Annotated in this window: 17 protein-coding genes; 4 read left to right on the top strand and 13 right to left on the bottom strand. The window is 32.4% G+C overall.

The genetic code is table 11. The features are described 5' to 3' along the window. Positions 1-18 precede the first annotated feature (18 nt). On the bottom strand, positions 19-1,407 hold the full coding sequence (locus tag HA145_RS03270) for a sodium/glutamate symporter (protein WP_209127831.1): 1,389 nt from the start codon (positions 1,405-1,407) through the stop codon (positions 19-21). A gap of 93 nt (positions 1,408-1,500) precedes the next feature. Continuing rightward, on the bottom strand, positions 1,501-2,559 hold the full coding sequence (locus HA145_RS03265; protein ID WP_209127830.1) for a chlorophyll a/b binding light-harvesting protein: 1,059 nt from the start codon (positions 2,557-2,559) through the stop codon (positions 1,501-1,503). Positions 2,560-2,889: 330 nt separating this feature from the next. Between HA145_RS03265 and HA145_RS03260 the strand changes: the two genes are divergently transcribed. After that, entirely contained in the window at positions 2,890-3,066 is a 177-nt protein-coding gene (locus HA145_RS03260) for a hypothetical protein (protein WP_209127829.1), read from the top strand. 45 nt (positions 3,067-3,111) lie between these two features. On the opposite strand, the gene HA145_RS03255 is transcribed toward HA145_RS03260, so the two are convergent. The 4 genes from HA145_RS03255 to hisS all read right to left on the bottom strand — a co-directional run bounded on the left by HA145_RS03255 (position 3,112) and on the right by hisS (position 5,350). Then, the gene (locus HA145_RS03255; RefSeq protein ID WP_209127828.1) at positions 3,112-3,345 is read right to left on the bottom strand and encodes a hypothetical protein; all 234 of its coding nucleotides are present in this window, start codon (positions 3,343-3,345) and stop codon (positions 3,112-3,114) included. Positions 3,346-3,480: 135 nt separating this feature from the next. Further along, entirely contained in the window at positions 3,481-3,780 is a 300-nt protein-coding gene (locus HA145_RS03250) for a TIGR02450 family Trp-rich protein (protein WP_209127827.1), read from the bottom strand. 2 nt (positions 3,781-3,782) lie between these two features. Beyond that, the gene (locus HA145_RS09550) at positions 3,783-3,932 is read right to left on the bottom strand and encodes a hypothetical protein (RefSeq protein ID WP_245151769.1); all 150 of its coding nucleotides are present in this window, start codon (positions 3,930-3,932) and stop codon (positions 3,783-3,785) included. Positions 3,933-4,063: 131 nt separating this feature from the next. Continuing rightward, positions 4,064-5,350, bottom strand: a complete 1,287-nt coding sequence (gene hisS / locus HA145_RS03240) for a histidine--tRNA ligase (protein ID WP_209127825.1) — start codon at positions 5,348-5,350, stop codon at positions 4,064-4,066. Positions 5,351-5,448: 98 nt separating this feature from the next. Between hisS and HA145_RS03235 the strand changes: the two genes are divergently transcribed. After that, positions 5,449-5,871 carry a hypothetical protein gene (locus HA145_RS03235; RefSeq protein ID WP_209127824.1) on the top strand — a complete coding sequence of 141 codons (423 nt, stop codon included), beginning with the start codon at positions 5,449-5,451 and terminating at the stop codon, positions 5,869-5,871. Positions 5,872-5,902: 31 nt separating this feature from the next. Here HA145_RS03235 and HA145_RS03230 read toward each other — a convergent pair whose 3' ends face one another. Continuing rightward, positions 5,903-6,682, bottom strand: a complete 780-nt coding sequence (locus tag HA145_RS03230; RefSeq protein ID WP_209127823.1) for a 3'-5' exonuclease — start codon at positions 6,680-6,682, stop codon at positions 5,903-5,905. 118 nt (positions 6,683-6,800) lie between these two features. Here HA145_RS03230 and HA145_RS03225 point away from each other — a divergent pair, with 118 nt between their 5' ends. After that, positions 6,801-7,523 (top strand): DUF1350 family protein, encoded by a 723-nt coding sequence (locus tag HA145_RS03225; protein ID WP_209127822.1) that lies wholly within the window; start codon positions 6,801-6,803, stop codon positions 7,521-7,523. Here HA145_RS03225 and acs read toward each other — a convergent pair. From acs to HA145_RS03195, 6 genes are all read right to left on the bottom strand, one after another. Continuing rightward, positions 7,520-9,502: an acetate--CoA ligase gene (gene acs / locus HA145_RS03220; RefSeq protein ID WP_209127821.1), complete on the bottom strand. Its 1,983-nt coding sequence runs from the start codon at positions 9,500-9,502 to the stop codon at positions 7,520-7,522. The two genes, HA145_RS03225 and acs, sit on opposite strands and share 4 nt — an antisense overlap. A 94-nt stretch (positions 9,503-9,596) precedes the next feature. After that, positions 9,597-10,568 (bottom strand): solanesyl diphosphate synthase, encoded by a 972-nt coding sequence (gene sds / locus HA145_RS03215; RefSeq protein WP_209127820.1) that lies wholly within the window; start codon positions 10,566-10,568, stop codon positions 9,597-9,599. 27 nt (positions 10,569-10,595) lie between these two features. Beyond that, a complete protein-coding gene (gene murI, locus HA145_RS03210; protein ID WP_209127819.1) occupies positions 10,596-11,390 on the bottom strand; it encodes a glutamate racemase in 795 nt (264 codons plus the stop codon). Further along, entirely contained in the window at positions 11,387-12,472 is a 1,086-nt protein-coding gene (locus HA145_RS03205; RefSeq protein ID WP_209127818.1) for an N-acetylmuramoyl-L-alanine amidase, read from the bottom strand. The genes murI and HA145_RS03205 overlap by 4 nt, the downstream gene beginning before the upstream one ends. Then, the gene (locus HA145_RS03200) at positions 12,472-13,299 is read right to left on the bottom strand and encodes a carbon-nitrogen hydrolase family protein (RefSeq protein ID WP_209127817.1); all 828 of its coding nucleotides are present in this window, start codon (positions 13,297-13,299) and stop codon (positions 12,472-12,474) included. The genes HA145_RS03205 and HA145_RS03200 overlap by 1 nt, the downstream gene beginning before the upstream one ends. A 30-nt stretch (positions 13,300-13,329) precedes the next feature. Next, complete coding sequence (locus HA145_RS03195; RefSeq protein WP_209128299.1) at positions 13,330-14,058, bottom strand: 2-phosphosulfolactate phosphatase family protein; 729 nt, start codon at positions 14,056-14,058, stop codon at positions 13,330-13,332. A gap of 135 nt (positions 14,059-14,193) precedes the next feature. On the opposite strand from HA145_RS03195, the gene aroA reads away from it, so the two are divergent. Beyond that, on the top strand, positions 14,194-15,504 hold the full coding sequence (gene aroA, locus HA145_RS03190; RefSeq protein WP_432421777.1) for a 3-phosphoshikimate 1-carboxyvinyltransferase: 1,311 nt from the start codon (positions 14,194-14,196) through the stop codon (positions 15,502-15,504). The last annotated feature ends 9 nt before the right edge of the window (positions 15,505-15,513 follow it).

Below are 15,513 nucleotides of genomic sequence, written 5' to 3'. Positions count from 1 at the left end.
TTTACCATTCTAGAGTTATTATTGAAAATTTTTCATCTCTACTTTATTAAAAATCAATGCAATAAAAAGAATTGCGAATGTAATTAGGGCACAAATTTCTGTCCAAAAATCTAAACCAATTTTAGAAATCATTAATGGTGCAAGAACTGTGAATAGTCCTCCAGAAAGGATTAACTGAGCGAATAGCTGTTTTGACGTAAAAATTGGTAAAGTCTTAGAAATATTTTTAGGATCTGCAAGCCTTAAAAGAAGTAAGCCAGAAGCTACTACACCTGTAGAATTTCCAAACTCTATCAAACTTTTTTCAAACCAATAATCATCAAAAATAAAGTATGCAAAATAAGCAATACAGATTAAATTCCAAAATAAACCGAAAATAGTAAACACTAAAATGAGTTTCCAGTTATCAAAAACAACTGCAATATCTAAACTCGCCATAGCTGTAAAAATCAATAAGTCTGTGGATAGAATACCAATCTCCCTTTGCAGAATATTTGAAATAAATTCTGTATTTTTGGTTTTCTCTAAAATATATCTAATAAGGAGCGAACCTATAAGGATAAAAGGGAATACTGGTAGTGAAAAAATAATTTCCTTCGAAAAATCACCAAAAGAACTTGAAATATACTTTAAAAATTCAAGTAACAAAACACCAAAAGAAATTGCCAACCCCGAGAATCCAAGATTAATTATAAGAATTCTTAAATCTGCAAAAAGTCCTGACTTATTTTTTTCCTTTGTGTTATCTTTTTGTTCAAGAATTTCCTCAGTATCTGAAAGTCCTAAAGTTCTCCCAAGAAAAATAAAAATGCTGCCCAATATTGAAGAGGCTAAAAGACCCATTGTTGCCATAGCCAAACCAAGATCTAAACCATTTGGGAAACCTAGTTTATTAAAGCTTTCGCCAATTATTGTTGCAGCTCCATGACCACCCTCAAAGCCAACCTCTATTAAACATCCCATTAGAGGATTTGCATCCATAGATGGAGACAAAAAATATTTAACAACTAAACCACCAACGAAAAATTGTCCAAAACCTAGGGAAAGAGCCAATAGAAATTGATTAAAAATTGGTTTAACTAAACCATTTATATTTGGAATAGGTCTTCCCATCATTAAAGTTGCGAAAACCAATGATAAAAGAGGAGTAGGAAAATCACTCCAAACATTGATTGTTTCTTTTGGCAAAAAGTGTATCGCTCCAAATGGACCTATAGATATACCTAAAATTCCTGATATAACTGCTATTGGCAATCCAAATCTCTCAAGTTGAACAGCTAGTTTTAATTTTCTCCCAAAAATTAACAAAAAAAATATAATTAACAATCCCAAAAAACTTATTAATAGAGAATTTGAAAAAATTTCTTTATTATGTATCGAAAAAATATTCAATGATTTCAAAAACATATAATTCTAAATCTAAATTAATAAACAAAATTTTTCAAATAAAAAAGGCTCCTATTATAGGAGCCTTTTGATATTGGTAATAAAATTTTAAAATTAATCTTTAAGAGTAACTGTTGCGCTATCAATATTACTGATAGCATTTGTAACTCTCTTGAAATCAAAGCCTAGTGCTCTTAAAGCGTGCCATAGATGACCTTGAATAAAGAAGAATCCAAAATAATAATGAACATTAGCTAACCATGCCCTTGAAGTGTATTCACCATCAGGAAGATCAACAGTATCTACCCAATAAGGAGAAATACTAAACTTCAATTGAAGTGGTTCACCAAAGAATTCAGTTGGATAAACTGTAGTGTTAGCTGCACTCCAGAAGGCTGCAATAATAGCCATCCAGCCTATACCAGCTAGTGACCATGAAAGAACAGCTTCTGCAGAAAGAAGTCCTTTACCTTTGAATTTGGTATATTCACCAACTTGCTTAGTAGCAATATGCCAAGCACCACCAGTGATCTCAACGAAAGCAAGAAAAGCATGACCTCCCATTACTTCTTCAAGACTATCAATAGTCAAAAAGTCTGTTTGGTGATTCCAAATTTTGGCCAAATTTAATTCATACTCAACCTGTCTTACAGAACCGATAGCTGGATCATAAATTCCATGAACCCTTGCCCATTCAACAAAAGCGATAACTGCGAAACCAAGAATAATTAGATGGTGACCAAGAATAAATGTCAATTTGTCTGGATTATCCCATTCAATATTGAATTTTCTAGCTCTTGCTACATCGGAATCTTCTAGATTTCCAGGAAGAAGTAAAGAGTGTAAAAGTCCACCTGCTGCTAAAACCATAGAAGAAACTAAGTGAACTATTGCTATCGCTAGAACAGGTTTAGTATCTCCCATCGCAACGCCATTAGCATCAAACCCTATTCCAAGAGTTGCTAAATGAGGAAGAACGATTAAAGGTTGATGACCCATTGGGACACTGGGGTCAAATCGTGAAAGTTCAAAAAGGGTGAAAGCACCCGCCCAGAAAACAATTAATCCTGCATGAGCTACATGAGCAGCAATAAATTTTCCTGAGCGATTTGCTACACCTGAATTACCAGCCCACCATCCATAGGTAGTATCTGGATTTCCATAGGTTTGCATTTAGGAATTGATTAGCTTAAACGTTTTGAGAATACTTTATATTTCACCAAACAGTTGAATTCATAACAAAATTGTAAAGGTTAGTAATCCTAACTATTACTAAACGAGAAATCTCCAAAAGGCATTCCAATAGCAAAAAAGGTAGATTTAATGGAGAAAAATTATTCTTAGAGATATAAGTCCTATCAAATAAAAAAGTATTTTTAGATTCAAATAAGTTAAATAAATTTCATTTTGCTGACATTAAAAGATATTTTGTTTCATTACAACATGATATTTATTGCCTCATATTCAAAGAATTATTAAATATGGGATAAGACATTTATTATTATGACTACTTCTCAAGAGTCTTCTAGAAAATTTTCACTAGAAATGAAATCGGAAGTTCATTACAAAAAGGCTGCAAAATCCTACAGAAAATCAAAACAATATATAAATATGATTAACTTATATCCAACCTTGCAAAACACTTTGATTGATTGTGAGGATGAGAACTTAATCGAATAAAGATTTTATATATTTCCCCAAATTAATCTTCAAAAAATATTATTTTCAGGCCGCGACATCATAGTTTTCTTCAAAATAAAATTTATTGATTATTTTTCTACACTTATTTATATTATAAAGTGCTTTGGGGTTCCAAGGTTTTTTCTGACCTAGTGGAGAGCTTTTCCAATGAATCCCAGGCTTGAGTATTCCATTTTCACGTAAAAAAGAGAGTTTGATTTCAGTTATTCCAAATTTTTTAGCAGTCAACTCAGATGAGCTCCATATTTCCCCTAACATTGAATTATGTAAATATTATTAATCCTTAATAACGTTAATTTTATTTTTTTGAAAGGGGTAAAATTTTTAAATAATTATTAAGTAAGAAAATCCCAGTATTTATAAAGAAAAAAGATTTGAAAGATTCATATCTAATTAAGAAATATTAAATAAAGAATCTTCATTAATGAATACATCATCAATACACTCTTCTCTATTGTTGGATTTATAATCAAAATATTCTTCAGTAATCGATTGAAGCTTTGGAAGATTGATCCAGCCCTCGCACCAATTTCCACTATTTATTAATTCTTCGTAAGTTGCTCTTAAGTTAATCTCAGAATCAAGTACAGAAACCATCAAAAAAATAATATTTCCTTTTTCTTTAGTTTCATTTACCAAAACAAAATGTCTTAATCCATTTATAGGTTTAATAGAAGTCCAGTAATTTTTCAAAATTATTTTTTGTTAATGTTCCCCTCAAAATTTTCTCTAGATATTTTTTTATATTCTTTTCTAATTTCATCTAATAATAGTTTTCTTCTATCCATATAGTTAACAGAATCTTGTTTTGATAAGTTATACCTTTCTTTTTTAGTTAAATTCATCCAATTATTAAAATTCTTCTTATTGAAAGTAATTATTTTTTTTGACTTAAAAACTTTTTGTTTTCTATTTAATTTAAGAAAGTTTCTTAAATTAACAAAAATAAATATGAAAGCAAAAATTATCACTATCTTCAAGAACATCTCTTTATAAGTAAGTTATTGTTTATCCACTTTTCCAAGTTAATATCATTTCCAAAAGATATAACCTCTTCTTCATTCTCATTAACTGATCGATCAAAGAGCCTTATAATAAATTCTCCATTCACTGCTTCATCATCACCAATAACAATAACGCTTTTAGATTTTAGTTTATTTGCCTTTTTAAACTGTTTAGAGAATGAGGCTCCGCTTAAATCCAATTCAACTAACAAATCATAATTTCTCAATTTTCTAGATAAATCCATTGCTAATGATTCAGCAATTAAGCCTTGATTAATGATATAAATATCAGTATTTCTTGGAATTTCAAGCTCTTTCCCTGCGAGTAAAATTAATCTTTCTAAACCAATAGCGAAACCAATTGCTGGGGTATTTGGCCCTCCCATTTGTTTTATTAAATCGTCGTATCTTCCTCCTCCGCAAACAGTTGCTTGGGAGCCTAGAGCCCCACTAGTAATTTCAAAAGCTGTATGGGTGTAGTAATCCAAACCTCGTACAAGATTAAAATTTTCCACATAAGGTATTTTTAAAACCTCTAAATTTTTTTTTAAGTCTGAATATCTTTTATGACTTTCTTCAGATAAAAAATTAAATAATCTTGGAGCATTCTCTAGAGCTTTTTGTGTTTGAATATTCTTAGAGTCCAAAATCCTTAAGGGATTTTTAGTAATCCTATTCTGAGAATCTAAATCTAGAGAATTTTTATTTATTTCTAGCCATTCTAAAAAGGATTTTTGAAAATTTAATCTATCATTAAGATCGCCCAAAGTATTTATTTCAAGATTAAGTTCTTTTATTCCTAATTTACCTAAGATATCCCAAGCTAAAGCAATAATTTCAACATCACTTCTAACTGAATCGTATCCTATAAACTCAACACCCAACTGATGAAACTGTCTTTGCCTACCTGCTTGAGGTCTTTCATATCGAAACATAGGCCCCATGTACCAAAGCTTCTGAAGATTAGAAGATAATCCATTTTGTATTAACGCTCTCGCAACGGAGGCTGTTCCTTCAGGCCTAAGGGTGCAGGATCTCTCCCCCCTATCAAGGAAAGTATACATTTCCTTACTAACAACATCTGTTCCTTCACCAATTCCTCTTATAAATAATTCGGTCATTTCCAATATTGGTGTTCTTATTTCTTTGATAGATGCTCTTGCAAGCTGCTCTAATAAAATTTTCTCAACGTTTTGCCACTTTATTAATTGATCAGGCAATAGGTCGATTGTTCCTCTAAGATTTTTTAAGTTATTCAAAGTTCTAGAAAATAATTCAAAATTTTTAGTTCAATTAGAAATTAATCTTTGATTAGTTGTTTTGTGAGATAATTTTAATTTAACATTTAAAAAAACTATTGGAAATTAATAAAAATAACGAGAATCAACATTGCGGTACAAAGCCAAAAAAAATTGCTTTTGGAATAGCACCTCTCGGTATAGTTTCAATAGGAATAGTGCCAATGGGAGTAATAAGTATTGGAGTAGTCCCAATGGGTGTATTATCTTTTGGTGCAGTAGCGATGGGAATAGTTAATTTATCAGTAGTGGGGATGGGAATTATCTCTGCTGGGGTTACTACTATGGGAATATGGGAGTATTCACCTAATTCTCACAACAATCATCATAATCATTCCAAACAAACTTCAAATTCAAGCAAGGGAAAAATTATCTCAGGCCTTTTTAACACTAAAGAAGAAGCTGAAAAGGCTGCTTCAAAATACGGATGTATTGGAGCACATAAAATGGGTAATAAATGGATGCCTTGTAAGATGCACTAAATATTTTCTTATTCAATAAAATTATTGAGTATTAATTCAAAATCTCCACTCTAAAATCAAGATTTTTTGCCTCATCAGTAGTTAATTTTCTAGACCAAGCTCCTTGCACAGGATTATTCCATTTAAACCCAGCATTTTTAGCTAAAGACCTATCTTCATAGCTAACCAATGCCTTGTATAAAAACCTCGGTTCAGTAGCTTTAAGTAACAGTTCATCTAAATTATCACATTTTTTGAAGACCTCTGATATGTAAATACAATCAGATAAGGCTCTATGTAAATTCCAAACTGGTATTGAAAAAGATAGGGCTAGATCGGTTACTGAAGGTCTTGTTTTTAGTGATTTTTGGAAAGACCAATTAATATCCTCTAAACTGCATATCCATTTTTTATTAAGATTAGGCAATCTTCCTTTCCCAAACCATTTCTTATCAAACTCTACATTATGCGCAACAATGAAATCCGAACAATCAACAAGTTTCAGAAAGAAATTCAATCCATCTTCCCATGGTTGAGAGATATTAGTTACTTCAGCAGATATACCATTCACATGTTCGGCTTCATTATTATTAACTGGGAATAAAAAAGAAACTTGTGAAAGCACGCACTTAAAAGATACATCAAACAAAATACAACCTATCTCTATCACTTCATCTTTATTTTCGTCTAAACCTGTTGTTTCAGTATCAAGAATTAAAATTTTTTCAATTTTCTTATTTTGATTAGCAACTCTCTCTTCAGAGGGATAACTGATAACTTGACCCTGAAGAATATCCAATTGATTTAATTCTTTTTTGTTAGATAGATCCAATTAGCTGAGAACACTTTAATTTATCTTGACGCATTTAATAAAAATTTCTCTTAAATTAATATAAATTAAGAAAAATGATTAGAAAATAAATTTTTAAAACATTTTTAGTTTATGAAAGATGACTTTTACAAAATATCAATTTAATAATTTTTGTTATTGGCCTTCAAATCCTAAAAAAGTTGTGGAATTTATTGGTGGAAGTTATCTAGCCTCTAAACCAGATTTAACTTATAAAAGATTCATAGAGAGTTTAATTAATAAAAACTATGCAGTACATGCATATAAATACACTCCACAATTCGATCACCAACAACTTGCTATTAAAGCATGGAGGGATTTCAAGAATTGTCGAATATCTTTATCCAATAGAATAGGAGGATCAATTCCTTCAATAAGAATTGGTCATAGCCTAGGCTGCAAACTTCATCTAATTTCCCCTGATGGTGGAAGAAATTGCGAAAAATTCATATCAATAAGTTTTAATAACTTCAGTGCTAACAAATCTATTCCATTATTGAAACAAATTTCTCAAAAATTAGAATTCAACAGTGAATTCAGCCCAAGCCCCGAAAGAACTTTGCGATTAATTGAAAAAACATATAATCAAAAAAATAACTTCCTAATAAAATTTAATTCAGACGAATTAGATCAAACAGATAAATTATTTTCTTGTCTTAAAGCAAGAAAAGAAGATAATTCTCAGGGGGTAATATTAAAAGGTACACACACCATAATTGCAAGCGCAGGACTAAGAGAAAATTTTTTAGGAGACTGGGCCGATGATGAATTCAAAAGAAATACTATAAAAAAAATTTCCAATTTAATCGATGAATCTAATTAGGATAATTCTTTCAGCTTTTCCAAAACAGAACTATCTTCAAGAGTGCTTATATCACCGCTAATTTTTTCTCCAGCAGCCAAAGATCTTAAAATTCGCCTCATAATTTTTCCACTACGTGTTTTCGGAAGAGAATCAGAGATTATAATTTTTTCAGGCTTTGCGATAATTCCAATTTCATTAACAACATGTTTCTTTAGATTATCCACTAATTCTGAAGAACCGTTCACGTCTTTCTCAAGAGATACAAAAGCAACTATAACTTCACCTTTTAAATCATCTTTTTTGCCAACGACTGCAGACTCTGCAACTGATTTATGACTTACCAAAGCAGATTCTATTTCCATTGTTCCTAATCGATGTCCTGAAACACTTATGACATCATCAACTCTTCCCATAATCCATATATATCCATCTTCATCAATGCGTGCTCCATCTCCAGCAAAATAAACATTTTTTTCTCCCTTAAAGGAAATATATTCCCAATAACTCTCCAAATATCTCTCTGGGTTTGCGTGAATTGTTCTCATCATTCCTGGCCAAGGTTTCTTAATAATTAAATATCCACCCTCGTTCTCCTTAACCTTGTCTCCATTCTTATCGACAATTTCAACTTCGATTCCTGGCAGAGGAAAAGTAGCTGAACCTGGCTTTGTAGCAACGACTCCAGGCAAGGGACTTATCATCACACCACCAGTCTCAGTTTGCCACCAAGTATCGACAATAGGGCATTTATCTTTACCAATAACATCCTTGTACCACATCCATGCTTCAGGATTAATTGGTTCTCCAACTGTGCCCAAAAGTCTGAGACTTTCCAAATTATATTTATCAGGTATTTCACGCCCAGACTTCATAAATGCTCTTATTGCAGTTGGTGCAGTATAAAAAATAGAAACCTTATATTTTTGAACAATTTCCCAAAAAGCTCCTAAATTTGAGGGTCTTGGCACGCCCTCATACATTAAGGTTGTAGCACCATTAGATAAAGGCCCATAAACTATATAACTATGACCTGTAATCCAACCAACATCAGCAGTACACCAGTAAATATCGTCATCTTTTAAGTCAAAAATCCATTTAAATGTCAAATGAGACCAAAGATTATAACCACCTGTAGTATGAACTACACCTTTGGGCTTTCCAGTAGAGCCTGAAGTATAAAGAATAAAAAGTCTATCTTCGCTATTCATTATTTCTGGTTCACAATGATCTTTTTGATCTTTTAATAATTCGTGCCACCAAAAATCTCTATCATCAACCATCGAAATATTTTTTTGAGTCCGTTGAACAACAACTACTTTTTCAACAACTTTATTTGCCCCACTTTCAATGGCCGCATCAACTGCTTTCTTAAGTTCAATCACCTTATCTTTTCTAAAGCCACCATCAGCAGTAATAACAAATCTGGCGTTTCCATCAATTAACCTATCTTTTAAAGCTTCTGAAGAAAATCCTCCGAAGACAACTGAATGAGGGGCGCCAATTCTTGCACAAGCTAACATCGCAAACATCGCTTCAGGAATCATCGGCATATAAATACACACCAAATCTCCTTTTTTTACACCAATTGCTTTTAATGCATTAGCTGCTTTACATACCTCTTTTAGAAGCTCTTCATAAGTATATTTTTTGCTATCTCCAGGTTCTCCTTCCCAAATAAGTGCAGTCTTTCCTCCAAGCCCTCTCTTAATGTGTCTATCTAAGCAGTTATATGTAATATTGAGTTTCCCTTCTTTGAACCATTTAAAAAAGGGGGCATTTTCGTTATCTAATACAGTTTGAAACGGCTCAAACCAATCCAATTCAGATTTTGCAAAAGATTCCCAAAATTGAATAGGATTGTCTGATGCTTGTTTTTTTAGACTTAGTAATTCTTCTTGAGTACTAATATTTGAGTTTTCTGCAAATTTTTTTGATGGAGGGAAAATTCTCTTTTCTTCAAGTATGTTATTGATTGAATTTTTTTTATCTAATGACATTAAATAAATCTATGCTTAATAAATTTAGTCTAAAAAATTAAGGTTTTCAAAAATTTTAATATTAATTTAGCTCAAAGATTTATTTCTAATAGATTTAATAAATACGGCTTAGAACAAATTCTGGAAGAGCCATTAAAGCTCTTTTATATTCTGAATCAGGAAGCCAGACTATAGCTTCTTTAGAAAGCATGGCAAAATCCTCAGCTAGTTTCCTGGAACTTTCAATAGCTTTAGAGTTCATGATGATATTAAGAGCATCATCTAAATCATCTTTTTCAGCAAGTTCTCTGTTTATAAGAACTGACAATTTTTTGTTTTCTTCTAAGGCATATAAAACTGGGGCGGTAAGATAACCACTAGCAAGATCGCTTACAGCAGGTTTTCCAAGTTGTTTATCATTTCCAGTAAAGTCAAGAATATCATCTACAACTTGGAATGCTAAACCAATATTTTTGCCAAAATCGTACAACGAGGTTAAGTTTTCGTCGTTAATCCCACTCAAAACACCAGCTGCTTTACAACTATTGGCTATTAATGATGCAGTTTTACAATAACTTTTATTGATGTATTTGGAAAAAGATTGAGCCGAATCAAATCTATTTAAATTTTGTTTGATTTCACCCTCTGCTAAATCCATTATTACTCTACTAAGTAATTTAACTACATTTACATTGTCAAGATTGGCTAGATGCCAACTTGCTTGTGCGAATAAAAAGTCACCCGCCAAAACAGCTACTCTTGTATTAAATCTGCTATGTACTGTATCTACTCCTCTTCTTGTAGACGCCTCATCAACAACATCGTCGTGGACTAATGAGGCTGTATGAATCATCTCAGTTATTTCAGCAAGCCTTTTATGTTTGCTTGTTAAGCAAAATTTAGGAGATATAGCTTTTGAAATCAATAAAACTATACCAGGTCTCAACCTTTTCCCACCAGCACTAAAAAGGTGTTCTGCTGCGGCTTGAAGAATTGGATGACCAGCTCCTATTAGATTTTTCAGTTCAAAAATAAGATCATCAAGATCATTTTCAACTGGTTGTAGTAGCTCTGTTACTGTATTCATGATTGACCTCTTCTATATCTTAAGGAATCAAACATTACTTCGGAGGTTAACTAACCTAATTTCTTTATTAATTCCAAGCCAAAATTTTACTTTATTGGAAAACTCATCTCTTTCTGAAGTAACAAAAAATTTTACATTTTCGAGAGAAATACTCTCATAGCGGTCAGTTTTTGGAATAGCAAAAGATTCATTAAATTTTTTTATTAATGCTACCGATGGATCAATGATTTTTATATTCGAATCTAATTTTTTTCTAAAAAAGTCATAAATTAAAGGATAGTGACTACATCCAAGTATTAATTCTTCAATATTTTTGTTTATTAATGGTCTTAAGTATAAGTCTGAAAGACTATTTAACTTATCAAGATTTAATTTTTCTTTTTCAATTTCTGATACTAATTCTGGACATTCTTGCTGAAATATTATCTTATTCTCTTTTTTAGAATTTATAGCTTTCTTGTAATACGATGATCGAACAGTTGTTTGTGTTGCTATGACACCAATTATTTGTTTATCAACTATTTCCGATACTGAGTTTATAAGGTCAAAACAAGGGACCTTTAAATTATCTTCTAAAATATCTAGCGCACACGCATTTGTAGTGTTACAAGCAACTAAAAGTGCATCCAAATTCTTATCAACAAAAAAAGTACAAATCTCCTTTGCAATTAATCTTATCTTTTTAGAATTTTTACTCCCAAAAGGTATCCTTTTTGTATCGGCCAAATAGAAAACTTCTACATCTTTACGTGTTTTTAGTAAAGAATTAAGGATAGTAAAACCACCTATTCCGCTATCAAATATACCTATTTTAAGTTTCACCCTACTTTACCTAGATATTCGAGGATGCCTTTTGCAATTGCATAGGCTAATCTTTTTCGATGGGTTATTTTTTCTAATCTTCTTGCATCTAATCTTCCCGTTAAAAATCCAATTTCTACAAGGACTGCAGGCATCCTAGTATTTTTAATTACATAAAATCGACCTTGTTTAACTCCTCGATCAGGACTCCCAGGGGAAACTCTTAAAATTTGTTTTTGAATTCTTTTCGCGAGTAATCTTCCTCTCCACCCCCTGTAATAAAAGGTTTCCAATCCATTTATGTCCCTTCTTTTACCTCTTGAGGCATTTGCATGAATACTTACAAAGATATCTGCATCCGTATTATTAGCAATGGAAACTCTTGGAGGTAAATCCAAATCAACGTCATTTGTTCTAGTCAACCTTACTTTGACACCTTTCTCAGAAAGTAAATTCTTAACTATTTTTGAAACCTCTAGAACAACATCTGTTTCTCTAATACCACCAATACCTATTGCTCCTGGATCAGGTCCTCCATGCCCTGGATCGATTACAACCTCAAACTTGTTTCGTTTTACCTCTGGTAATTTTAAGTAACCATAATTGTTTCTCTTCTTATGAATTAAATTTTGATTTACTTTGATATTTCCTCTTTTCTTTTCAACTAAACCTTCACCAATCTTTTTAAATGAATATTTTGAGTTAAATAGTTTAATTCTCCATCTATTTTGATCTAAGCCAACCATTTGCCAAGTCAAAGGTTTCAAATAAGTGTCTTCTTTAAATTCAACTACTAATCTTGTTTTACCCTTATTTGGTTTACCTAATCTAATTTCTTTTATTGGACCATTACCTTTTATAATTCTGGGATTTTTTAATTCTCCCGGAAAATCTACCCAGAATCTATCTCCATATATTTGGGTAGCCTTCTGAAAATATGCTTTTAAATTTGAATTTGATTTGGTTCTTAATTCTAAAACCCCATTAGTGTTTATAGCCCATGCCGCAAGAGCACTTGAAGATTTAACTGGGAGGATTGAAGAATTTAAAAATAAAAAAACGGATAAATAACGAAAAAGTTTATTATCTAAAAACTTTATCATTAGTTTGAAAACAATTTAATTTTTCTATGTTTAAGGCTTGGCATCTGCTCCCTAATTTTCTTTACTCTTTCTTTATCAGCAGGAGCTATTGCGGCTCCCTGAGTCTTTCCTGCATCAGATAAAACTGTCCCCCAAGGGTCAATTACCATTGCATGACCATGACTTTGCCTTCTCCCATAATGAATTCCAGTTTGAGCTGGAGCGACTACATATGCTGTATTCTCAATTGCTCTTGCTTGCAAAAGGATTTGCCAATGATCTTTTCCAGTGAATGCTGTAAAAGCTGCGGGAATCATAATTAGCTCTGCTCCATTCGAAGACAAATATCTATAAAGTTCAGGAAATCTAACGTCGTAACAAATCGATAATCCTATTTTGCATAAACCTGGGACATCTACAACTGGTGGATACTCTGCCCCAGATAAAATAGTGGACGATTCCTTGTATAAATTTCCATCTGGCAAATCAACATCAAACAAGTGAATCTTGTCGTATTTTGCCAATATCTGTCCATCTTTCCCAAATAAGGCTGACCTATTAAAAGTATGACTATCATCACCGGCAGGGACAGGATACCCTCCTCCCAAAAGAAATACTTGATATCTTTGAGACATGGTTTTTAGGAAATTTGCACACTTTTCTGACAATTCAGAAGCTAATCTAAGCTTTTCATCATCTCCTCCTAAAAAAGCAAAATTCTCAGGCAATCCTATTAATTCAGCACCTCTTCTAGCAGCTAGTTCAATCTGTTCTTCTGCTTCAGTAAAATTTGCTTCAACATTTGAAGTACTTGTAATTTGCAATGCAGCTACCAAAAAATCAGTCAAGACTTTACTCCTAATGAACCAATTCGTAAATCATGAGGCACGAATCACACCTCTTTCAACTTGAGCTGGAACAATATCTAAGCAATCAAGTTCAGAGCAACATCTAAAATCATCCTCATAATCTCCAAGACTTGTCAATCTTTTGCCATGGGTTGCTGTTTTTAAACATTTCAAAATATCATTTTTCCAGACATCCCAAAGTGCCAAAGCAGCTTGTAATTCGTCATTCAGAATATTAATTTCGAAATCACAGTTCTGTTTAAGGTATGAAGCCAAAGCACCAGCAGCTAAAGAATCCTCAAGTGAATAAGAGCCTTCCCAACCACTACCAAGTATTAAAACATTTTCACTTTTTAATGAAATGATTTTTTCGGCAACTGCTTTCCTATTTGGGAGACCCATAGCAAATAAATGCTTAGCATTTTGGACTTTTTGCAATGATTTAGTCCCATTAGTCGTACTCATAAATAGTCTTTTACCATTAACAACTTTTTTTGTAACTGATAAAGGAGAATTGCCTAAATCAAAGCCCTCAATCTTTTTTCCGCCTCTCTCTCCAAGCATTAGTCTCTTTTCAGCTTGCCACTTAATTGCAGATTCTTTTAATAAATCTAAATCTGCAAAAACTTGTATTGCATCAGCTCCGTTTTTTAAAGCCCAAGAAATTGTGGTTGTGGCTCTTAAAACATCGATTACAATTGCAATTTCTGGACTATTTTCAGGAACATCCTTTGCAACGTGGTAATAAGTAAGATTAATAATCAAATCCTTTTTTCTGAATTTATTATAGAAAACAGTTACTTAATTTGATAATTTTTTTTTTAAAAACAAACTTATTGATAATATATAACTAATTTGTTTTTACAGAAATCTTATCAAGTATTTAATTTGAAAATGTATAATATCCGCACAATAAAAGGTGGAGTTAATTTAAAAGGAAAAGTAAAAGTACCTGGAGATAAATCTATTTCTCATAGAGCTCTAATAATAGGAAGTATTGCTAAGGGTGAGACTACTATTGAGGGTTTCTTACATTCTGAAGACCCACTTTCAACTGCTGATTGTCTTAGAAAGTTAGGTGTAAATATACCAGAAATAAAAAAAAATGAGCCTTTTACTATTTCAGGTTTGGGTCTTGATGGATTTAAAGAGCCAAAAGAAATTCTAAATTGTGGGAATTCGGGAACCACCATGAGATTATTAATGGGGTTACTTGCCGGTCAAGAAGGCAGGAATTTTATCTTAACAGGTGACATTTCTCTAAATGAAAGGCCAATGGGGAGAGTGGGCAAACCGTTATCGTTAATGGGTGGCAAAATTTTTGGAAGAGAAAAAGGAAACAAAGCTCCAATCTCAATTGATGGGAATAAATTAAAAGGGTGTGTTATAGGAACCCCTGTAGCGAGTGCTCAAGTAAAATCTGCAATCTTATTGGCAGGCCTCCAAGCTTCTGGAACCACTTCTGTTATTGAACCAGCATCTTCAAGAGATCATACTGAAAGAATGTTAAAAGCTTTTGGAGCAGACATAAGTATCAGAGGAGAACTAGGAAGGAATGTAGTTATCAAGTCAGGGGGCAACTTAATTGGCCAGAGAATATTGATTCCTGGTGACATAAGCTCTGCTTCTTTTTGGATGATTGCTGCATCTATTGTTCCAAATTCTGAAATTTTAATTCAGAATGTCGGACTAAATCCGACTAGAACAGGGATTTTAAATGTAATGGATTCAATGGGGTGTAATTATGAGATTTTAGATAAATCGACTATTGCAGGTGAACCTATTGGATCTATTAAAGTAAAGACTTCAAATAATTTAAGATCATTCACTATTGAAGGAGATATTCTCCCAAAACTTATAGATGAAATTCCTATCCTTACTGTGGCTGCCTGTTTTTGTAATGGAGTTTCTGAAATTAAAGATGCACAAGAATTAAGAGTTAAGGAGACAGATCGATTAAAAGTCATGGCACGACAGTTACAAAAATTCGGTGCTGAAATAACAGAAAAAGAGGATGGGTTAATTATTAATGGGCAATCAAAATTTCATTCTGCGGAAGTAGATAGTGAGACAGATCATCGAGTAGCAATGAGTCTTGCTATTGCTTCACTTCTTGCCAAAGGTACCTCAAAAATTATGAGAGCAGATGCAGCTAGCGTCTCGTATCCCACTTTTTGGGAAGAACTGGCCAAACTAACTAACTAGCCTAAAAAG

The organism is Prochlorococcus marinus XMU1411, from assembly GCF_017696075.1.
GTDB lineage: Bacteria > Cyanobacteriota > Cyanobacteriia > PCC-6307 > Cyanobiaceae > Prochlorococcus_A > Prochlorococcus_A marinus_V.
This window is presented reverse-complemented; position numbering and strand designations above follow the sequence as displayed.